At 49.0% G+C, this 20374-nt stretch carries 18 protein-coding genes and 1 tRNA gene; 14 read left to right on the top strand and 5 right to left on the bottom strand.

The annotated features are described in order from the left end of the window. Nucleotides 1-4: 4 nt before the first annotated feature. The 11 genes from Q366_RS13260 (at nucleotide 5) to Q366_RS13210 (ending at nucleotide 11595) form a co-directional block, all read left to right on the top strand. On the top strand, nucleotides 5-1168 hold the full coding sequence (locus tag Q366_RS13260; RefSeq protein ID WP_035239752.1) for a homocysteine biosynthesis protein: 1164 nt from the start codon (nucleotides 5-7) through the stop codon (nucleotides 1166-1168). Nucleotides 1169-1191: 23 nt separating this feature from the next. Next, a complete protein-coding gene (gene lepB / locus Q366_RS13255; RefSeq protein WP_051958048.1) occupies nucleotides 1192-1812 on the top strand; it encodes a signal peptidase I in 621 nt (206 codons plus the stop codon). Between the two features lie 12 nt (nucleotides 1813-1824). Beyond that, nucleotides 1825-2763, top strand: coding sequence for an aspartate carbamoyltransferase catalytic subunit (locus tag Q366_RS13250; protein WP_035239749.1), 939 nt, complete (start codon nucleotides 1825-1827; stop codon nucleotides 2761-2763). Next, nucleotides 2747-4036, top strand: a complete 1290-nt coding sequence (locus Q366_RS13245; protein WP_035239745.1) for a dihydroorotase — start codon at nucleotides 2747-2749, stop codon at nucleotides 4034-4036. The genes Q366_RS13250 and Q366_RS13245 overlap by 17 nt, the downstream gene beginning before the upstream one ends. A 15-nt stretch (nucleotides 4037-4051) precedes the next feature. Next, entirely contained in the window at nucleotides 4052-5473 is a 1422-nt protein-coding gene (locus Q366_RS13240; RefSeq protein WP_035239742.1) for a sigma-54-dependent transcriptional regulator, read from the top strand. Nucleotides 5474-5610: 137 nt separating this feature from the next. Beyond that, on the top strand, nucleotides 5611-6150 hold the full coding sequence (locus Q366_RS20400; RefSeq protein WP_342668596.1) for a type IV pilin protein: 540 nt from the start codon (nucleotides 5611-5613) through the stop codon (nucleotides 6148-6150). Between the two features lie 133 nt (nucleotides 6151-6283). Then, a complete protein-coding gene (locus Q366_RS13230) occupies nucleotides 6284-7183 on the top strand; it encodes a tetratricopeptide repeat protein (protein ID WP_035239740.1) in 900 nt (299 codons plus the stop codon). Between the two features lie 14 nt (nucleotides 7184-7197). Further along, complete coding sequence (locus tag Q366_RS13225; RefSeq protein WP_051958046.1) at nucleotides 7198-8169, top strand: ABC transporter ATP-binding protein; 972 nt, start codon at nucleotides 7198-7200, stop codon at nucleotides 8167-8169. A gap of 4 nt (nucleotides 8170-8173) precedes the next feature. Then, nucleotides 8174-8941, top strand: a complete 768-nt coding sequence (locus Q366_RS13220) for an ABC transporter permease (RefSeq protein ID WP_035239738.1) — start codon at nucleotides 8174-8176, stop codon at nucleotides 8939-8941. 195 nt (nucleotides 8942-9136) lie between these two features. Further along, nucleotides 9137-10291, top strand: coding sequence for a glutamate 5-kinase (gene proB / locus Q366_RS13215; protein ID WP_035239735.1), 1155 nt, complete (start codon nucleotides 9137-9139; stop codon nucleotides 10289-10291). A gap of 47 nt (nucleotides 10292-10338) precedes the next feature. Next, nucleotides 10339-11595, top strand: a complete 1257-nt coding sequence (locus Q366_RS13210; RefSeq protein ID WP_035239733.1) for a glutamate-5-semialdehyde dehydrogenase — start codon at nucleotides 10339-10341, stop codon at nucleotides 11593-11595. Between the two features lie 180 nt (nucleotides 11596-11775). On the opposite strand, the gene Q366_RS13205 is transcribed toward Q366_RS13210, so the two are convergent. From Q366_RS13205 to Q366_RS13185, 5 genes are read right to left on the bottom strand one after another with little or no spacing between them, the layout of a single operon-like run. Then, nucleotides 11776-12141, bottom strand: coding sequence for a VOC family protein (locus Q366_RS13205; RefSeq protein WP_035239731.1), 366 nt, complete (start codon nucleotides 12139-12141; stop codon nucleotides 11776-11778). Nucleotides 12142-12184: 43 nt separating this feature from the next. Further along, nucleotides 12185-12997 carry an ABC transporter ATP-binding protein gene (locus Q366_RS13200; RefSeq protein WP_035239729.1) on the bottom strand — a complete coding sequence of 271 codons (813 nt, stop codon included), beginning with the start codon at nucleotides 12995-12997 and terminating at the stop codon, nucleotides 12185-12187. Next, nucleotides 12990-13931: an ABC transporter permease gene (locus Q366_RS13195; protein WP_035239728.1), complete on the bottom strand. Its 942-nt coding sequence runs from the start codon at nucleotides 13929-13931 to the stop codon at nucleotides 12990-12992. Before Q366_RS13195 ends, Q366_RS13200 begins: the two co-directional genes overlap by 8 nt. After that, nucleotides 13928-15139, bottom strand: a complete 1212-nt coding sequence (locus Q366_RS13190) for an STAS domain-containing protein (RefSeq protein WP_035239727.1) — start codon at nucleotides 15137-15139, stop codon at nucleotides 13928-13930. The genes Q366_RS13195 and Q366_RS13190 overlap by 4 nt, the downstream gene beginning before the upstream one ends. Further along, nucleotides 15139-17136 (bottom strand): ABC transporter substrate-binding protein, encoded by a 1998-nt coding sequence (locus Q366_RS13185; protein ID WP_035239724.1) that lies wholly within the window; start codon nucleotides 17134-17136, stop codon nucleotides 15139-15141. The genes Q366_RS13190 and Q366_RS13185 overlap by 1 nt, the downstream gene beginning before the upstream one ends. A gap of 443 nt (nucleotides 17137-17579) precedes the next feature. Here Q366_RS13185 and Q366_RS13180 point away from each other — a divergent pair. The 3 genes from Q366_RS13180 to Q366_RS21745 all read left to right on the top strand — a co-directional run. Beyond that, nucleotides 17580-17656: transfer RNA gene (locus tag Q366_RS13180), tRNA-Pro, on the top strand. Between the two features lie 1447 nt (nucleotides 17657-19103). Next, entirely contained in the window at nucleotides 19104-19991 is an 888-nt protein-coding gene (locus Q366_RS13175; protein ID WP_035239720.1) for an ABC transporter substrate-binding protein, read from the top strand. Between the two features lie 194 nt (nucleotides 19992-20185). Continuing rightward, nucleotides 20186-20374 (top strand): hypothetical protein (locus Q366_RS21745; RefSeq protein WP_211251897.1); only part of this gene is annotated, 189 nt, incomplete at its 3' end.

Below are 20374 nucleotides of genomic sequence, written 5' to 3'. Positions count from 1 at the left end.
AATTATGAGTACCTGCCAGGTGAATAAGACCTATGAAGAGATAAACGCCAAAATTGCGGCTGGACAGGCCGTGGTGGTAACGGCGGAAGAGATTATTGATATCGCAGATAAAGAAGGAATTGTGGAGGCTGCCCGGAAAGTGGATGTGGTTACCACTGGCACCTTTGCACCCATGTGTTCATCCGGGGCATTTATAAACATCGGCCAGTCTACACCTGTGATTCGCACCACCAAAACCTGGTTCAACAATGTGCCGGCCTATTCGGCCATTGCAGCGGTGGACTGCTATCTCGGGGCCACGGCTGTTTGTGAAAATGATCCTTTAAATAAATACCATCCGGGCGAGTTTAATTACGGGGGCGGGCATGTGATCCAGGATCTTGTGGCCGGCAAGCAGGTGCATGTGAGGGCAGAGAGCTATGGCACAGACTGTTATCCCAATCTTAAAATTGAGAAAATGGTCACCTTGAAGGATTTGCCCAATGCCATATTGTGTAACCCGAGAAACGCATATCAGAATTATAATTGCGCCATCAACCGGTCGGACAAGACAAAGTACACGTACATGGGAACCCTTAAACCCAATGTGGGGAATGCCAACTATTCGACCTCCGGTTGTTTGAGCCCCTTGTTCAACGATCCCTATTTGAAAACCATCGGGCTGGGAACACGGATTTTTCTGGGCGGGGCCCAGGGCTACGTGACCTGGACCGGTACCCAGCATAAAAAAGATGTGGACAGAGGCCTTAACGGGGTGCCTTTGAGCGGGGCAGGGACCCTGTCCGTTATCGGAGACCTTAAGCAGATGTCGCCTGAGTGGCTGGTGGGACTGAGCATCCGCGGTTATGGGGTGTCGATTTCCGTTGGGCTTGGTATCCCCATTCCCATCTTAAATGAAGAGATCCTCAAATATACCTCCGTGTCTGACAAAGAGATTTTTACCCAGATCATCGACTACGGACATGACTACCCCAAGGGCATTTCCAAGTCCTACGGCCAGGTCAGCTATGCCGAGCTTAAAAGCGGGTCCATCACCATCAAGGGGCAACGTGTCCCCACCGTGCCGATGTCCAGTATGGTCAAGGCAAGAAAGATTGCCCAGATACTGAAAACTGAAATCCAGCAATCCAGATTCTATATCGGAGTTCCCCAGCATCTGTTCTGTTAATCCTAATAAAAAAGAAGCAGGAAATGAGTAAAAAAAAGAAAGGCACCTGGCGGGAGAATATCGAAGCCATTCTCATTGCCGTTGTTATTGCGCTGTTTATCCGTACCTTTATTGTCCAGGCCTTTAAGATACCTTCCGGTTCCATGCTTGAGACGCTTCAGATCGGGGACCAGATTCTTGTTAATAAATTTATTTACGGGGTAAAAATCCCCTTTACCAACGGGAAAACGTTGATCCCGGTCAAAGATCCCCAGCGCAATGACATTGTGGTGTTCAAATATCCGGAAGATCCGTCCAAGGATTATATCAAGCGGGTGATTGCCGTTGCAGGCGACACCCTTGAGATTGTGGATAAAAAACTGTATGTCAATGACCAGCTTGTCACTGACCAGCCCTGGGCCCAGTATAAGGATTCCCGGATTCTGCCGGGCCAGATCACCACCCGGGATAATTTAAGAAAAATCACAGTGCCGGCCAACAAGCTTTTTGTCATGGGAGACAATCGGGACAACAGCCATGACTCGCGGTTCTGGGGATTTGTGGACTTAAGTGAAGTGCGGGGCGAAGCCATTATTATTTACTGGTCCTGGGACAAGGCGCATTTCAGCGTTCGTTTGAACCGGATCGGCACCTTGCTGTTTTAAGGAATGATAAACATGCGGTTTGAGAAAAAAGATATTCTGGATATTGAATCCCTGAGCCGTGAGGAAATCACTTATATCCTGGACACGGCCCGGGGGATGAAGGAGATATCCCAGCGGGCTGTTAAAAAAGTGCCCACCCTTCGGGGCAAAACCATTGTGCTTTTTTTCCAGGAGCCGTCAACCCGGACCAAGATGTCCTTTGAACTGGCTGGCAAGCGTCTTTCCGCAGACACGGTGGCCATATCCAAATCTTCCTCCAGCATTGTCAAGGGGGAAACTTTAAGGGATACGGTCAGGACCCTTGAGTCCATGAAGCCTGATATTATCGTGATGCGGCATTCATCTTCGGGCGCGGCGTGCCAGGTGGCAAAATGGGTAAAATGCTCGGTCATCAATGCCGGGGACGGCACCCATGCCCATCCCTCCCAGGCCCTTTTGGACATGATGACCATCCAGGAGGAGAAGGGCGGGTTTGAGGATTTAAACGTGTCCATTGTGGGGGATATTTCCCATTCCAGGGTGGCCCGGTCCAATATTATCGGATTGTCCAGAATGGGGGCAAAGGTGACCATCTGTGCGCCCGGGACCATGATCCCTGTCGGCATTGAACAGATGGGCTGCACCGTGGCCCGGGATATGGATACCTGTGTGGCAGATGCGGATGTGGTCATGATGCTCAGGATTCAGAAGGAGCGCCAGGGCAGCCTTCTTTTTCCAAGTGAACGGGAATATGCGACTTTGTATGGGTTGAATCCGGCGCGTCTGGCCATGGCGGCAAAGGATGCCCTGGTCATGCACCCGGGACCGTTGAACCGCGGTGTTGAAATTTCAACCCGGGTGGCAGATGGTGAACAATCCCTAATTCTGGACCAGGTGACCAATGGGGTGGCCCTTCGCATGGCCCTTTTTTATCTGGTGGCGGGAGGCAGTAAAAATGCAGATTCAAATTAAAGGCGTCCGGGTCGTTGATCCCGGTAACATTGAAGGCATAAGGGATATCAGTATTCGGGACGGCCTGTTTGAGGCGGTGTCGGAACCGGGACAAATGCCCGCTGTTGCCAACGATTCAGACGATGTCAAAGTGGTTGACGGCCAGGGCCTGATTGCCGTGCCCGGACTCATAGATGTGCATGTCCATTTGCGCGAGCCTGGTCAGGAATACAAGGAGACTATAGAAACAGGATTAAAGGCTGCGGCTGCCGGCGGATTCACCGCGGTCTGTTCCATGCCCAATACCAGACCTGTGAATGACAATGCGCAAATTACGTCCTTTATTCTTTCCCAGGCCCAAAAGGCAAATGCGGCCAGGGTATACCCGGTGGGGGCAATTTCCAGAAATCTTGAAGGCCAGAAACTCAACGACATTGCAGATATGAAAAAAGCCGGGATATGGGCAGTGACCGATGACGGCATGCCTGTCACCGATTCCCAGCTCATGAGACGGACCCTGGAATACTGTAAATCCCTGGATATTCCGGTGCTTGTTCATGCCGAAGACAAGCGTCTTGCCGATGGCGGCTCCATGAACGAGGGGCTGCCGGCCACGGTCATGGGGATAAAAGGAATTCCCAATGCTGCGGAATCAGTCATGGTCATGCGTGACATTGCCCTGGCTGAACTGACGGGTGCCAGGGTTCATTTCTGCCACATGAGTACGGCCCAGTCCATTGAAGCCATCCGGGCCGCCAAGGCAAAGGGGGTGCGCGTCACCTGCGAAACCGCTCCCCATTATTTCAGCCTCACGGATGCGGATGTCCCGCCCTATGACACCCACTTTAAGATGAATCCGCCCCTGCGCAGTGAAAAGGACCGCCAGGCCATTATTGAGGGGCTTTGCGACGGCACCATTGATATGATTGCCACAGACCATGCCCCCCATGCCGAAGATGAAAAACAGGTGGAATTTGACCGGGCCGCATTCGGCATTGTGGGGCTTGAAACCGCGCTGGCCTTAAGCCTGGATCTTGTGGTCCGGGGCCATTTGACCCTGGTGCAGCTGGTGGAAAAAATGGCCAAGGCCCCGGCAGATCTTCTGGGCATCAATAACAATATTATGCCGGGCAATCCGGCGGATCTGACCCTTATTGATTTGGATGCCGGCTGGACCGTGAACCCTGATGCATTTGTGAGCAAAGGACGCAACACGCCTTTTGCCGGCCGCAGACTTAAGGGGGCCGCTGCTTTGACCATTGTTGGCGGCCGGATTGTTTACACCAGGGATTAACCCGGGATAGAACCCATGGCAGATGGACACAGCATTCTGGTGGTAGATGATGAACTGAGCATGCGCCAGTTCCTGGAGATGCTTCTGGCCAAAAGAGGGTATAAGGTCAATTTTGTCAAAAACGGCAAGCAGGCCCTGGGCAGTATCAAGCAGAAAAAATACGATCTGGTGCTCACCGATATCCGCCTGGGCGATATCACGGGCCTGGATGTGCTGCGGGCCGTGAAAAAAAAGCATCCTGACACCGTGGTGATCATGATTTCCGCCTATGCCACAACGGAAATCGCAGTGGAGGCAATGAACGAGGGGGCTTACGATTTTGTGCCCAAGCCCTTTGACAACAATGAGCTGTGCGCCACCATTGCCAAGGCCCTGGAACTTTTGACCCTGGAGCAGGAAAAGGCGTACCGGTCAACTGAACTTAAAAATCATCTGCATTTCAGCCGCATCATCGGTGACAGCCCGGGCATGCAGGCGATTTACCAGCGGATACGCCAGATCGGCCCCACCAAGACCAATGTGCTGATCACCGGTGAAAGCGGTACAGGCAAAGAGCTTATCGCCCAGGCCATCCACGATAATTCCGAGCGCAAGGACAGGCCCTTTGTGGTGGTCAACTGCGGCGGAATCCCGGACACGCTGATTGAAAGCGAATTTTTCGGCCATGTCAAAGGGGCATTTACAGGGGCGGTGGCAGACAAGCAGGGATTGTTTGAGGCTGCCAATACCGGTACGATTTTTCTTGATGAGATCGGCGAACTGTCTACCTTTCTGCAGGTAAAGCTTTTGCGGGCTGTCCAGGAAACCCGGTTCAAGCCCGTGGGCGGTACCCGGGAAATTGACGTGAATGTCCGGATCATTTCCGCCACCAACAAAAAACTTGAACAGGAAGTCATTGACGGCAATTTCAGGGAAGACCTGTTTTTCAGGCTGAACGTGATCCCCATCAAGGTGCCGCCGCTGCGGGACAGACGGGGTGATGTTGAGCTCCTTGCGGCCCATTTTGTGGAAAAGTATTCAGCAAAGCTTGGCAGGGATATTGCCAAGCTGTCTTCCTATGCTATTGATTTTTTGAACAAATATTCCTTTCCCGGCAATGTCCGGGAGCTTGAGAACCTGATTGAACGGTCGGTTGCCCTCTCCTCAACCAATATCATTCTGCCTGAAAGCTTAACCATTTCATCTTACAAACGAAGACGGTGGATTGAGGGGATTAAGGGAGAACGGTACGATATAGAAGACGTTGCTTCGGGTGTGGACCTGGATAAAATCATGGTGGGCATAGAGGGCGCCTATATCAGAAAAGCCATGGAAACTGCCCGGGGCAATAAAAGCAAAGCCGCAGAGCTTTTAAACCTTTCCCTGAGATCTTTCAGGTACCGCCTTGATAAAATTGAGCCCCAGGATGATACGATTGACGAAAAAGCGGCTGATTGACATTTTTTGTCAGGCAGGGGCCTGTTTTTGTTAAATGTATCAAAAAAATATGTAATGTTTTTTCGTAGAATTTTAAATTTTCTTGCTAAAACGTTTTTATTTCAGTATATTAACGATTAAAAAAATGATTCCGTGTTTTGGCACTGCTGTTGCAAATAAAGTTTCAACATTCGTTGAAAAATTTTGTCACATCATTAAATCTTAAAAAAGGAGCTTTTAAAATGACAAAACGTATCAGAAACAACCAGAAAGGGTTCACCCTGATCGAACTGATGATTGTTGTGGCCATTATCGGCATTTTGGCTGCCATTGCCATTCCCAATTATTTGAACTATCAGCTTAAATCAAAAACGGCTGAAGCAAAGACTAATCTGGGTGCGATAAAAACCGCTTTGGAAAGTTACCGCGCTGAAAATGATAAGTATCCAACATGTGCAGCAAATCCGGCAGCTGTCCCTGCCGCTACCAAAGGTCCATGGGTTGCCAACTCAACCGGGTGGAGTGATATTGGGTTTGTCCCTGCGGGAAGTGTCTATTATCAGTATTCCGTTAGTGGCGCTACCTCACAATTTACTGCAACTGCAACAGGGAATCTGGATGGTGATGCTAGCAATGCCGTATTTACTATTACCCAAACGGCTGAGCTTTCAGGTCCCGTTCCTGCGAATGCATTTTAGAAGTAAGAATAGGTGTTTATCCGATAAATTTAGAAGAATAATTATTTAACATCACCCCGGGATAGATTGCTTTTCCTCCCGGGGTATTTCTTATCCTGCATTGGCACTCTTAAAGAAAATAGTGTTACCATTTATGGTGATAATCCTTGTTGCCGGGTTTCTTTTTTGTTCAATCACTCTTGATAAAAAATATCCCTGTTTCTCCTACGAAGATTTAAGTTATCTACCTTCTGGTAAATTCTTAAAAGGTGCTGCTCTTGGATATGATGAGATACTGGGCGATCTACTTTGGATTAAAGCCCTTGGCTATTTTGGACGCCATTCCGCAACAGATCAGAATTACACATGGCTGGGTCATATTCTGGATATTGTCACAACTTTGGACCCATTATACCAGCCCCCCTATGAATTCGGCGGTATTGTCCTGGCTGCCGATGCCGGTGATGTTGACAGCAGTATTGCCCTGTTGAAGAAAGGGATGGAACATGTGCCTTCCAACCATCCCAGGTATTATTATCTGCCTTTTTTTCTTGCCTTTGATTATATGTATTACAAGAGGGATTACCTGACTGCTGCCCGCTACCTTGAACTGGCCGCAAAATTTCCCCAAAGCCCACCCTACCTGCCCAACCTTGTGGCAAGGCTTTATGCGGATGCGGATTCTCCTGAAGTGGCCGTGCCTTTTTTACAGGAGATGATTCAGTCCACGGAAAATCCGGATCTTAAGGCTCGTCTGATTGTCCGGCTTCACCAGGTGCGCCATGAAGCTATTCTGAAAAGATTGAACCAGGCCATTGAGTTATTTTACCTGAAATTTAAAAAATATCCCTCAGCTTTAAATGACCTGGCAGATACCGGTATGATTCCAGAAATCCCGGTTGATCCCAGGGGAGGGACCTATTATATTGCAGGGCAGGGCCGTTTTGTTAAAAACACGCTCCTAGCCGGGGAATTGAAAGTGCATATTAAAAAAGAAAAAACACCTCGCCAGGATGATCTGCCCCTGCCCATGCGGGTCCCCCAATATGATTAAGAAGGACGGCACCAGTGAGCGATTCAGCAGCAATTGAAATCAAGGGCGTCACTAAAAGTTTTTCCAATGGATGGCTGGGGAAAAAACAGGTGATCTCCAACCTTGATTTCCAGATCCGGGACAATGAGGTGTTCGGGTATCTTGGGGGAAACGGTGCCGGTAAGACCACCACGTTCAAGCTCATGCTGGACCTGATCCGGCCGGACAAAGGAGAGATCCGCTTCTGGGGGCGGTCTGCAAAGGACCGGCAAGCCAGGGCCCTGGTCGGGTATCTGCCGGAACAGCCCTATTTTTACTCCTATCTCACCGGGGCCGAAGCCCTTGGGTTTTATGCAAGCCTTTTTGATATGACAGGGCAAGAGAGAAAAAAAAGGGTCCATGCCTTGCTGGATCTTGTGGGTCTGGCCCATGCAAGAAATACCCAACTGCGTAAATATTCACGGGGTATGCTCCAGCGCATCGGCATTGCCCAGGCCCTGGTCAATGACCCGAAACTGCTGATTTTAGATGAACCCATGTCCGGCCTTGATCCCATGGGCAGAAAATCAATGCGGGACATTATTCTGTCCTGCCGGGACCAGGGAAAGACCATTATTTTTTCCTCTCACATTATTTCCGATGTGGAAATGATCTGTGACCGGGCCGGGATCCTTGCCAACGGGGAGATTACGCAGATTATTGCCATGGATGATGCCGTATCATCCAATGACGATACGATCCGGGAAATCACCTGTCATGGCGGCACCCTGGATCTGTCCGGCATTGAAGGTCAAATTGACGGCCAAAAAAATGTCAAACACCTGGTCCGGGGAAACCGGCATATCATTTCAACGGCTGATAAAAAAACGGCAGACATGATCATGGAAACGATCAGAACCCAGGGTCTGGAACTTGTTTCATTTTCCCAGGCAAGAAAAAGCATGGAAGAGATCTATTTGAAAAGCACCGGGCAAGATACCAAACCGGTAGCCGTCGAACAGGAATAAAACCATGAACAAGGTGCTGGCCATCGGCCTGAATACATTCAAGGAATCCATCCGGGACAGAATATTTTACAGCCTTTTATTTTTTGCGGTAATCCTTGTCTTTTTCTCCATTGTGCTGGGAAAACTGACCATCGGAGATCCCATGAAAATTATCAAGGACTTCGGCCTTGGTGCCATATCCATCGGCGGTACGCTGATCGCCATTTTTGTGGGCATCGGCATGGTGTACAAGGAGATGGAAAAGCGCACCATTTATATTATTCTTTCCAAGCCTTTGGCCCGGTGGCAGTTTCTCCTGGGCAAATATTTAGGGCTCAGCCTGACCATTCTGGTGGAAGTTGCGGTGATGACTATATTGTTGTTTTCCCTTTGTGTTGCCTATGAACAAGCCCTGCCATGGATACTTTTAACAGCCATTGGGCCCATTTACATTGAAATATTGATAATTCTGGCCTTTGCCGTTTTCTTTTCCGCCTTTTCAAGCCCGTTTTTAAGCGGCATGTTTACCCTGGCCATTTTTATCATCGGGCATTTCACCCAGGATTTAAGACTGCTTGCCAAAGGGTCCCAAGACACTGTGTTTAAGGCCCTGGCAGACGGGGCCTATTATATCCTGCCCAACCTTGAGCGTTTAAACTACAAAACCCGGGTGGTCCATGATCTGGCCATCCCGGTTCAGGAACTTGGGTTAAGTTTTGTTTATGCGCTCTGCTATGCGGCTTTGATTCTGACGGCTGCTGTGTTTGTTTTTGAACGGCGGGATATCCCATAAACCCCGCCTGGATTTTTTGATTCTAAATTCTCATGCGTCAGCACTGAAATTGCGGTCCTGAAAAATCATGCCTTGCAATCATCTGCGCTATGGTTTAATTTTTGGCCCATCATTGGGTTTCTATAGAGACTACTAATCAGAGACTATTAGACCGGCGGTCTGCTGCCGCCTTTTTTAAAAAACCTGGAACATATAATGAACACCGACCTGCAATTTTCAGTCCTGTCCACATGCCAACGCATCGTGGTCAAAGTGGGCTCAGGGGTGCTGACCCGGAAAAACAGCCTCAACATTGACGTCATCAACAGCATCGCAAGGCAGATCAGCGTGCTCCATGACCGGGGCAAAGAAGTGATCCTTGTCTCTTCCGGGGCCATGGCTGCGGGTGTTAAAAAAATCGGTCTAAAAGAAAGGCCGTCAGAAACCCCCAAACGCCAGGCGGTTTCCGCCATTGGCCAGGCTGATCTGATCCGTGAATGGGAAAAGGCCATGGAACACTGGGGACGGAAAGTGGCCCAGATTCTTCTGACCCGGGGCGACCTGTGTGACCGGGTCCGGTATTTGAACGCCAGAAACACCCTGAACACGCTTCTGGAATGGCAGGTGGTGCCTGTTATTAATGAAAATGACACTGTCGCGGTAAAATCCCTTCAATTCGGGGACAATGACAACATGGGGGCCATGATCACCATGCTGCTCGGCGCGGACCTCATGATCAATCTCACGGATATCGGCGGTCTGTACAACAAAGATCCCCGGATCCATGAGGATGCACAGCTTATCAGGCAGGTCACAGCCATGGGCAGTGATATTGAGGCCATGGCCGGAGAAATTGCAGGACCGTTGGGCACAGGGGGAATGGGCACCAAAATAAGCGCCGCCAGAAAGCTGACGTCGGCAGGCATTCCCATGATCATTGCCTGCGGCCTGGAACAGGATATCCTGATCAAAATAGCGGACAACAACTATACCGGCACCTATTTTGTTCCCAATGGACAGAAGGCCTCATCCAGGAAAAACTGGATCGGCCTGACCCTGCAGGCCAAGGGGCGGATCACCATCGACAAAGGTGCCCAGAAAGCCGTGGTGGAACAGGGCAAAAGCCTTTTGCCGTCAGGCATCATCCGGGTGGAAGACAATTTTGACCTAGGCGATCCTGTTGAATTCATCACAGAGGACAACGTGGTTTTGGGTATGGGCCTGGTCAATTATAATGCCTCGGATATATTAAAAATCATGGGCTGCAAGACCAGCCAGATCAAGGAACGCCTGGGGTTCAGGTCCTATGACGAGGTAATTCACAGGGATAATCTGATGATCACCGCGTACCCGGATGATGCCCGGTCATAATTTTTTTTAGGATAAACGCCGGAGTAAACTTAAAGGAGAACCATTCTATGTCTTTGGAAAATCAGATCATTGAAATTGCCAAACAGGCCAGAGCAGCTGCCCGGATTATGGCGGCTTTGCCTGCGGAGCAGAAAAACAGAGCGCTTTTTGCTATTGCCCGGCAGTTGGAAAAGGATAAAGACATCATCCAGACGGAAAATGCAAAGGATGTAGCAGAGGCCCGGAAAAACGGGTTGTCCGATGCCATGATCGACCGGCTGACCATTACGGACAAGGTATTGGCCGGGATGGTTGACGGCCTGGAATACGTGGCAGGCTTGGAAGATCCCGTGGGCACCCTGTCGGATTCCTCCATCCGGCCCAATGGTCTTGAAATTGCCAGGATGCGCATTCCTCTGGGGGTTATCGGCATTATTTACGAATCAAGGCCCAATGTTACCGTGGATGCGGCAGGGCTGTGCCTGAAGGCCGGCAATGCCGTGATCCTGCGGGGCGGTTCCGAAGCCATTTACTCCAACCAGGCCCTGGCCCTGGCCATTGAACAGGGTATTTCCACACAAGGTCTGCCGGCCGGTGCCGTCCAGGTGATCCCCACACCGGACCGGGCTGCCGTGGATATTATGCTCAAACAGGAAGAATATATCGACCTGATCATCCCCCGGGGCGGGGAAGGCCTGATCCGCCATGTGGTGGCAGCCTCCAGCATTCCTGTACTCAAACATTATAAAGGGGTCTGCCACGCCTATGTGGATGATCTGGCAAACCTGGACATGGGCGTCAACATCGTACTCAATGCCAAGGCCCAGCGGCCCGGGGTATGCAATGCCCTGGAAACCCTGCTGGTTCATGAAGGTGTGGCCCAAAAATTTCTGCCCATGGCCCATAAGGCACTGGCCCATGCCGGCGTTACCTTTAAGGGGTGCCCGAAAACCTGCGAAATATTGCCGGATGCACTCCCTGCCTCCGAAGCGGACTGGCCCATGGAGTACCTGGATCTGATTCTGGCCGTCAAGGTGGTAACGGACATGGATGATGCCATGGCCCATATCGCGGCTTACGGGTCCAACCACACCGAAGTGATTATCACAACGGATTTGAAGCGGTCCCGGCGTTTTATCCGGGAGGTGGACGCATCCCTTGTCATTGTCAATGCATCCACCCGGTTCAATGACGGGGGCCAGCTGGGCCTGGGTGCAGAGATCGGCATATCCACCTCAAAGCTGCATGCTTACGGTCCCATGGGCATAAAAGAGTTGACCACCACAAAATTTGTGGCCTGGGGGAACGGGCAGGTCAGATCCTGATCAACATCGCGTCAATGTCATAAACTTAAGCATTGAGATTTTATTTTACCACGAAGAACACGAAGTTCACGAAGATATTAGAGTACTGAACTTCGTGTTTTTAATCTGAACGTTTCTTAACTTTATGACATTGACTGGGGCGTGAGCGATGAAATAAACTGGAAAAATTTATTTTCCCAGTTATGCGGGAATCACCTCAAGCCAGTACCCATCCGGGTCGTTGATAAAATAGATGCCCATCCCCTTGTTCTCATAGCAGATACACCCCATCTTCTCATGCAGGGCATGGGCTGCGTCGAAATCATCGGTTTTGAATGCAATATGAAATTCTTCATCACCGAGATCGTAAGGCGTTTCCCTGTCTTTGAGCCAGGTCAGCTCCAATTTGTTGACAGACTGATTGTCCGTTAAAAATACGATAATGTAGGATCCGTCTGTGGCCGTTTTTCTTTTCAGCTCTGTAAGGCCTAACGCTTTTTGATAAAAAGCCATACTTTTTTCCAGGTTCAGTACGTTGATATTAAAATGATCAATTGTAAATCCCATATTTTTGCTCCCAAATTAAAAAAGTTCCTTGTTCATGTAAAGGTCAGGCATATGCGCCATAAAGCAATTCCGCCACACTTTCATCAAATAATTCTTTTTTCTGCACCCGGTCAAAGGTACTGAGCAGGTCGGGGATGCGGACCCGGCGCTTATCATTGCCTTGAAAATCCCGAATGATCTGTCCTTTGTGCATCATCACAATACGGTCCGGCAGATCCACTGCCTGCTGCATGGAATGGGTCACCATGAGGGCTGTAAGTTTATCTTGCTTGATGATGTCCCTGGTCAGTTCCGCCACCTTTGCCGCACTCTTGGGATCCAGGGCTGCCGTATGTTCATCTAAAAGCAGCAGCTCCGGCTTTCGCCAGGTCGCCATGAGCAAGGTGAGTGCCTGCCGCTGTCCGCCGGAGAGGGTGCCAATGGGATTATCCAGACGGTCCTCAAGACCCATTTTCAAGGACCGGACCCGGTCGGCGACCTCTTCCCGCAGGCTCCGGGTCACTGCGGTTCTTAATGAACGCCGTTGTCCCCGATGTATGGCCAGAACAACATTTTCTGCAATGGACATCTCTGCCGCTGTTCCGGCAAAGGGGTTCTGAAATACCCGGCCGATGAGTTTTGCCCGTTTATATTCCGGCCAGCCGGTGATGTTCGAGCCAGCCAGCCGGATCTGTCCTGCATCCAATTCAAAGGTGCCGGCCACGGCATTGAGTAAGGTGCTCTTCCCCGACCCATTGGTGCCGATAACGGCTGTAAATGTTTCTTTCTCCAGGGTTAAGTTTACATTTCTCAGGGCGTTGACCTCATTGGGCGTGTTGGGGAAAAATGTTTTGGAAATATGTGTGATCTCAAGCATGGCCTTTTCCTCTCTGAAAATTTCCTGACAGTTTTCGGAACCACTGGGGAGCCACAAGGGCCATAAAAACAAAGAGGGATGTCACCAGTTTAAGATCATTGGGATTCAGGCCCCAGCGGAGCGCAATGGCGATGAGCAACCGAAAAAGGATCGTGCCCAGGACCACGGCAATGATTTGAAGACCCAGGCTGTTTTTACCGATAAGCGCCTCACCCAAGATAATGGAGGCCAATCCCCACACCATCATGCCAATCCCCATCTGCACATCGGCAAAGCCCTGATACTGGGCCAGAAAAGATCCTGAGAGCCCGACCAAACCGTTTCCCAGAGCCAGCCCAAAGACGATCATGCCATGATGATCCACACCCTGGGCCCGGATCATCTGGTCGTTAATACCAGCCGCCCTCAGTGCCGTACCAAAGTGTGATAATAAGAAGCGGTATAGTAAAAATCCCACAATCACCGTGATAAAGGTCATCATGATCAGCACAGCCGCATCAATCAGGGACACCTGCCACCCCATCACATTTATCCTGTCAGCATTGTTGACGAGTTTGAGTAACAGGGCCCTCATACCATCGGAAAAGCTGTTCGTATCCAGCATGGGAATATTACTGCGGCCCATGATTCTCAGATTAATGGAATAGAGAGCCGTCATCATCAAGATGCCGGACAGAATTTTCTGGATTTTGAACCGGGTATGCAGAACGCCTGTGACGGAGCCGGCCAGGGCACCGGCCCAAAATGCCATGAGAGCCGCCAGCCATGGAGACCAGCCCTGGGTGATCAGAACGGCCGTGATGGCGGCCCCCAGTGTAATACTGCCATCCACAGTGATATCTGTAAAACGTATCATGCGAAAGGAGATCAACATCCCCAACGACAACAGACTGAGGATCAGTCCCATGGTAAATGCACCGAAAATCAGACTCATGCGTGTACCTCCTCATCACTGACCGGGGCGAACCAGCAGGCTCCCCGCACAAGGGCACTCTCTCCAAGTCCTATGACCGGCCGGCTGTCATTTACCAGATGCAGAACAGCCAGTGGAGAGGGGCCGTTAAAAAATTGCCCAAGGGTTTCAAACAGGTCGATGCGGCCATTCTGAAGGACCTGGTGGGGAAAGACCGCCGCATGCAGATGGGCAGCATATTCCGAATCCGGCCCCAGGGGGAAAAGCAACTGCTCATCATTGACAGGTTCTCGGGAAACCACACCCAGAATGACAGCCTGATGGCGGGCATATGCCCTTTCCCCGCTGAAGTTCAGCCACTCTTTGATCTGTGGATAAGAGATGATGCTGTCCGCCTTCAATGCCCCCGGAGATTTGATCAGCGAAGCCCCCACCAATCCTTCCACTTCTCCGATAAGGACCAATCCTGCCTTTGTCATTTGCGTTTCTGCCATCATCGTTCCCACAATCTGACTGAGTGTGAAAAATCTTTTCTCATCAGTGGGTGAGAATCGCATCAGGTTTGCCATTTCCCCCTCAAGGGTCAGGGCTTGAATACATTGCATGGTTGGGATAAAAGCCTGTTCCGCGATCAGATAATCCGAGCGGCTTTCCTCTGCAGGGTGCTGATACACCACATGGCCGGCGGCTGCCAAAAATTCTCCAAACTGTTTTCCGCGGTCGGTATTATCCATTCCAGGGCTTCCGATTCCCAACGAAAATAAATTGTCAACACATTTGATGTTTTTAATATCCGAGCGCTTCACCTGTTTCCAGGGACGCCAGGCATTATGGATGGACAGACATTGTCCCTTATCGGATTCCAGACTGAAATGTTCATAGTTTTTTTGCATTGAGGAAGTGGCTTGCCCGGGGATATCCCCAGGCAATGCCGTGATCAGCCAGTCCCCGAAACCCGATGTGGTCAGGGTCAGAGTCACAAATTCCGTGGCATTGTAAATAAAAAAGCGGCCTTCCACTTTTTTAATGGACTTAAAAATAAGCAAAAGGACCCGGATTCCGGCAGAGCTTAAAAAGACCATCTTTGATGCGTCAATGATCAGGTGATGATGCCCTTCCCTGACGAAATTCATAACCGTATCGGTAAAATGTTCGGACCAGTTTGCATCCAGTCTTCCCTCGGTCTCTACAAATAGATAGTCTCCTCGGGTTTTATGATGTATCTGCATTAATTTTTTCCCTTTGGCAGGCTGAATGGGATTGCCTTTTTTTGAAAATAATCCGGTATGACCAGCGCATATTCTTTCATAAGGTCATAATTCACAATCAATTTTTCCGAGCTTGTATTGTTAAAGGGAATGGTGGCCGGGTCTGCTCCAGTCAATACACGAATGGCTTTTCCCGCAGCCTCCAGCCCTGCATCGTAATAATCCCGCGTAATTCCCATGACTGCTCCATATTTCATCTGCTGGCTGTCAAAGACGTAAATTGGAATCTTTTTTTCCCTGGCCCGGCGTGCGATAAAAGCAAATCCCGGGCGGGTTAAATTGTCTACCACCTGGGCAATGATATCAATATCTTTGCTGCAAAGCTGTGTCGCTGCCTGGGCAACTTCCGCGCTGGAGGTCACCGGAATTGCCAGGAGCTTGAGCCCTATTTTTTCCAGCTGCTCCTGGAACCAATCTTTGTAGAGGATGCTGTTGATCTCTGCCGGTGTGAAAAGTGTCCCCACAATCCTTGCTTCAGGATTTGTTTCATGAATGATCCGGGCCATTGCGTCAAAGGCACTGCGTGTGCTGATACCTGTCACATTGGGAAGATGGTCTTTTTCCGTTTTCCCGGCCCCTGCTTTGACACCGTCTCCCACACCGGTAAATATAATGTTGACATCAGGCCCCACCAGTCGCAAGGCTGCCTGCAATGTCGGCGTTGATACCACCATGAGAAGATCTGGTTGTTCTGCTTTAATTGTGGTCATAATGCTGGATAAGGTGCTCATATCCCCCTGGGCATTGTATTCTTTCAAATTGTAATCCATTTTTTCACTGAAGCCGGCATTCTGCAACCCGTCGATAAAACCGTCCCTGCACGATTCTGCAAATTCAGTTTCACTGTAGAGCACGATGCTCAGGTCCCAGACCTTTTTTTCCCCGTCATTTCCATGGTTCATAGCCTTATTGGCCGGGTCTTTTGTGAATTTTTGCTGTTGATTTTTAAGATGCTTTTTTAAATTTTCCGTCAGGCGGTATGCCCCATCAAAAGAAGTCATCACTTCCCCATTGATCTGCAGCAGTTCAGGCACAACATTTTCGATTCGGATGGTGAGGGGATCTTTACCCCTTAAAATATCTATGGCCATATCCGCTGTGAGCTGGCCCACCGTAAAATAATTTGCCCCCAGTCCAAAGAGCGCGCCTTTTTCCGTATCAGAAGGGTCATTGGTAAAGACAGGAATGTCTGCTTGTTTGCCGATACTGACTAAAAGGTTTATGGCGGATGATGCCACGGTGTCCCCCCCGACCCAGATTGCTTCAGCCCCTCTTGCCACCAGGCTTCTGGCAGCCTCTGACACCTCCGAGGTATTGTTGGCAACAGCTTCCACCAATTGAATCCCCAGTGCGGTACAGATTTTCCGTGCCTTAATCATGCATGCTTCACTGCAATATTCACCGGAATTCCAGACCACACCTACTTTTTTGAGATTGGGATTCATCTCCTTGGCTATTTTGAAAGTGGATTCCACAGGCTGAAAACTCCCGATTCCCACGAGATAAGGGGGATGCATATCTTCCCCGGGTCCCAGAATGCCAACCCCTGATCCATAGGGATCTGTCACAGCCCCAAATACATGCATCTTTTTTGTATTGGCATTGACCTTGGAAAAATTTTGTAACGCCAATGTACTGGAGGTGATCACAATATCTGCCGGGGAATTTACAATTTCACGAACAATAGTGTTGGCTGTGGGGATATCTCCCTGGGGATTATATATTTTGACGTTTGAGCGGTCCGGTGCCAGCATCCCTTGGGCTGCCAGGCGGTCCATTACCCCTGCCACATGATTGTCAAGCAATGACGTGGACGTTATCTGAAATATTGCAATCTGTGAATAACTCTTTTTTTCTTTTTTTCCATTGGTTCGTTGTCCCCAGTCTGATGCCAACAGCAGAAGACTTGCCGCAACAATCAGAGTTATTATCAGCCACAATTCTTTCAGTGCTCTCATAGGGCCTCCTCAAAATTTGGAACTTTTTATTCTTGCACATCTACTACCGTTAAGACGATTTCTGTCCCCAAAATAGCATAGTTTACGGATGGCTGTTATTTTAAAGATCTTCTTTTTTTTTGATACGTCCCTGCAATTCGCAGAATTCCATGTCCTTCCACGATGATATCGTTTAATAGGATGGGAAAATTATTTTTGTCAAATAAAATATAAAAAAATGACTCAGAAGATGCGGCAGGACTGTGGCTGAAGGCCGACAATTTCGAAACTGCATGCTTACCGGTTCCATGGGCATAAAAAGAGCTGATCTTAAGTTTTCCCTGTTCCGAATATAACGGATTTGGGGGGACTGGGTCCAGGAGAGATGAAATAAACTGGAAAAATTTAGTTTCTTTATTGACACTCGCATACGGAAGTGATAATTACTCCGACGTTGCTTTTAACGGGACGTGGCGCAGTCTGGTAGCGTACTTGTCTGGGGGACAAGTGGTCGCTGGTTCAAATCCAGTCGTCCCGACCATTATAAAAAAAGGCTCTCAGCGTTTTTGATGGGAGCCTTTTTTTATTGTGAAACAGGGCTGGCTACAAACTGGGCTACAAGTTTGTGTGTCACTGGGAATTCACTTTCTTAAGGCCGGAATGCTATGGCTCACCTCCAAAATGGTGCTATCATCCCGCCAGCATCATCACTGATATGACGGCTGAATTTTCGGCCAATCTCTTGTACCTGACCGCCACAAAAATGGAGGAGGTCTTTTGTGGACTCTTTTGATTCCTGGTGCGCACTTATCCGTGCACTATTGTGCGCACAATTCATGCGTACTAAATCCAGTCTTTGTTAAAGAGGATTCAAATCCTTTTTAAAGGTGATTTTCAGCACCTTTCAACCTGACAGCTATTCATACACATGACGCCGCAGTTTTGCGCCGGTATTTTTCACTAATCCCCTGGTACGCATGCGCACTTTTACTGCGCACAAAATCTTGTCGTTTTACTTTTTTGCATGTTATTTTGAGATGTTAAATACTGGAAATAATGTGGGAGATTCCCGAATTTTAAAATAGAAAATCCTTCACTTTAAACTTGGCAGCACCCCATACACATGACACCGTAATTTTGCGGAGGCCCAATCAAAAATGCGCTGGTCTTTCCCACCTGGTTAAAAATTACCGGCCATGGTTCCATATTTTCAATTACCCCGGGCAAGGGTGATTGGCCTGTGAGGGGGTATTTAAAGGGGTACGATCAAAGTTCGACCCCCTTGGTTGAGAACAGTCCATGATTATTATCAAGGCCCCATTTCAAAATCCTGCCACGGTCTATGTTAAAGATAGGCCGTTCAAATGCGCATCCGGTGCGGTTTTGTCTATCTGTCACGGCAACTGGCTGCCTTGGTTGGAAGGGGGTGCAATTCAATAATTTAGGTTTTGGACTTATCACGGGTATTTTGCACAAAAAGTCAAAATATGGTATTCATAACCACCTGATTTTATTAAACCTGAATTTTATGATTTGTCTGTTATGTTGCCAAAAAGTATCAAATCTAAATTATCGGTTTGCACCCTAAGAGTAACTTTTGGGAAAGAATCAGAGAAATGAGACTGTCCAACAAAAGTTTCAACCCGACATTCCCCGCCGCTTAAGCTCTGGGGAATGCGGGTTAAACAGGCGTTCTCGGCGGCTGCGCCGCCGAGAATCGCGGTGCTGACTGCGTCCAGCACCTTGTCCCGGCGCCTCTGGCGCCAGAACAAGGTACTGGACCGGACACCGCACACCGATCAATCAAACTGCGTTTGCTTGATCGGTGTGCGGCGCCGGTCAGCACCGCGATTATCCATCTAAACTCAGAAAAGGAGAAGGGTCATGAAAGCATTTATTTTTGTATTTCTTTTTGCCGTAGTTTCATTTTATTCCCAACCCGCCATGGCGGCCTCCCCCCTATAACCATTGCAACGGGTTGGGGCGCAATGGACGGAGCGGTGATCATTGCCCAAGAAAAAGGTCTTTTCAAAGAACAGGGGGTCACGACAACAACACTATTCACGAGTGGGAGTGAACAGGCGTTCCAGGCTTATATGCAGGGGAAGGCCGATTCAACAACACTCAACAGCCTCCGTATTGTCCGGTCTAATTTGGATGTATCTCAACATGTGATTATCGGGACACTTTCCTATACTGACAACGAGATGAAACTGCTTGCCAGAAAAAGTGCCGGAATCATCAAGGTTTCGGACCTGAAAGGCAAAAAAATCGCTCTGCCCTCAAGGGGCGGATTTTCTCACTTTTTTCTTGAAAGATTTTTATTGTTTAACGGATTGACTTTAGATGATGTTGAAGAGGTTTTTGTGGGCAAAAAAAAGATTCCAGACACCATTAAACGCGGGCTGGCCCATGCCACAATGCAGCATGGGGTACCCATTGCGGAAACGCAAAAAATTCTTGGAGAAGATTATGTGATTTTTCAGACCTCGGCCATTTACAGAAAGAGCAAGCACCTCCTGGTTCCCAAAAAATGGGTGACACAACACCGTGAACAAGCCAAAGGGATGCTGCGGGCCATTCTTAAAGCTGAAGAATTCATCAAGACCAATGCCGAGGAAAGTATTGAGATCTTATCAAAAATTAAAAAATATGATGTTAAGGCGATGGCTCGGACCGTCCGGCATGAAATGAATTATTACCTGAGCCTGAAACAGTCAATTTTTACCGACCTGGAAGGTATTGAACAATGGGCACTGGACAACAATATTGTTGAGCGTAAAATCCCGAGGAATTATCTTGAAATGGTTGACTATTCTCTTCTGGAAGAGATAGCTCCGGAGAGAGTGACCATTATCCGACCGTTGTCGCTATAGCAGGATTCTCCACCACTACGCGATGGGACACCAGAATCAATTTAATGATTTTCAAAGATTCAAGGTTATCTATTGCGCACTCCCGTTTTTCCAATAGCAAGCCCCTGGTGAGTGCGGACTCAAAAAATGATGGAAAAAATCGCTAAAATGGTCCAGAAAAGTGATGGAAAAAGAGAGGAGCCCCCTCACGTTTCTTGGCCGATGCGTTGATGGAGGGCTCCTGCCACATTAAACCAATGGCGGGAACCATGATATCATTAGACTTGCTTACTCAACAATCGTTATTTTCTCTTCTTCATGAAATCGACTTAGATCTGGCGAAACAAACCAAAGAACGCAGCTGCCCTACTGTGAAGGGCCATTGCACTATGCCAATTACCGGC

Origin of the sequence: Desulfobacter vibrioformis DSM 8776 (assembly GCF_000745975.1) — a bacterium.
Classification (GTDB): Bacteria; Desulfobacterota; Desulfobacteria; order Desulfobacterales; family Desulfobacteraceae; genus Desulfobacter; species Desulfobacter vibrioformis.
Note: the sequence above shows the minus strand (reverse complement) of the source record. Positions and strands in the feature narration are given on the sequence as shown.

Bases quoted from the DNA above. Each gene is read 5' to 3' on its own strand.
- Q366_RS13175 (WP_035239720.1), top strand. From the start codon at position 19,104: ATGGACGGAGCGGTGATCATTGCCCAAGAAAAAGGTCTTTTCAAAGAA.
- Q366_RS13205 (WP_035239731.1), bottom strand. From the start codon at position 12,141: ATGGGATTTACAATTGATCATTTTAATATCAACGTACTGAACCTGGAA.
- Q366_RS13190 (WP_035239727.1), bottom strand. From the start codon at position 15,139: ATGCAGATACATCATAAAACCCGAGGAGACTATCTATTTGTAGAGACC.
- proB (WP_035239735.1), top strand. From the start codon at position 9,137: ATGAACACCGACCTGCAATTTTCAGTCCTGTCCACATGCCAACGCATC.
- Q366_RS13200 (WP_035239729.1), bottom strand. From the start codon at position 12,997: ATGCTTGAGATCACACATATTTCCAAAACATTTTTCCCCAACACGCCC.
- Q366_RS13260 (WP_035239752.1), top strand. From the start codon at position 5: ATGAGTACCTGCCAGGTGAATAAGACCTATGAAGAGATAAACGCCAAA.
- Q366_RS13210 (WP_035239733.1), top strand. From the start codon at position 10,339: ATGTCTTTGGAAAATCAGATCATTGAAATTGCCAAACAGGCCAGAGCA.
- Q366_RS13185 (WP_035239724.1), bottom strand. From the start codon at position 17,136: ATGAGAGCACTGAAAGAATTGTGGCTGATAATAACTCTGATTGTTGCG.
- Q366_RS13195 (WP_035239728.1), bottom strand. From the start codon at position 13,931: ATGAGTCTGATTTTCGGTGCATTTACCATGGGACTGATCCTCAGTCTG.
- Q366_RS13240 (WP_035239742.1), top strand. From the start codon at position 4,052: ATGGCAGATGGACACAGCATTCTGGTGGTAGATGATGAACTGAGCATG.
- Q366_RS13230 (WP_035239740.1), top strand. From the start codon at position 6,284: ATGGTGATAATCCTTGTTGCCGGGTTTCTTTTTTGTTCAATCACTCTT.
- Q366_RS13220 (WP_035239738.1), top strand. From the start codon at position 8,174: ATGAACAAGGTGCTGGCCATCGGCCTGAATACATTCAAGGAATCCATC.
- Q366_RS13250 (WP_035239749.1), top strand. From the start codon at position 1,825: ATGCGGTTTGAGAAAAAAGATATTCTGGATATTGAATCCCTGAGCCGT.
- lepB (WP_051958048.1), top strand. From the start codon at position 1,192: ATGAGTAAAAAAAAGAAAGGCACCTGGCGGGAGAATATCGAAGCCATT.
- Q366_RS13245 (WP_035239745.1), top strand. From the start codon at position 2,747: ATGCAGATTCAAATTAAAGGCGTCCGGGTCGTTGATCCCGGTAACATT.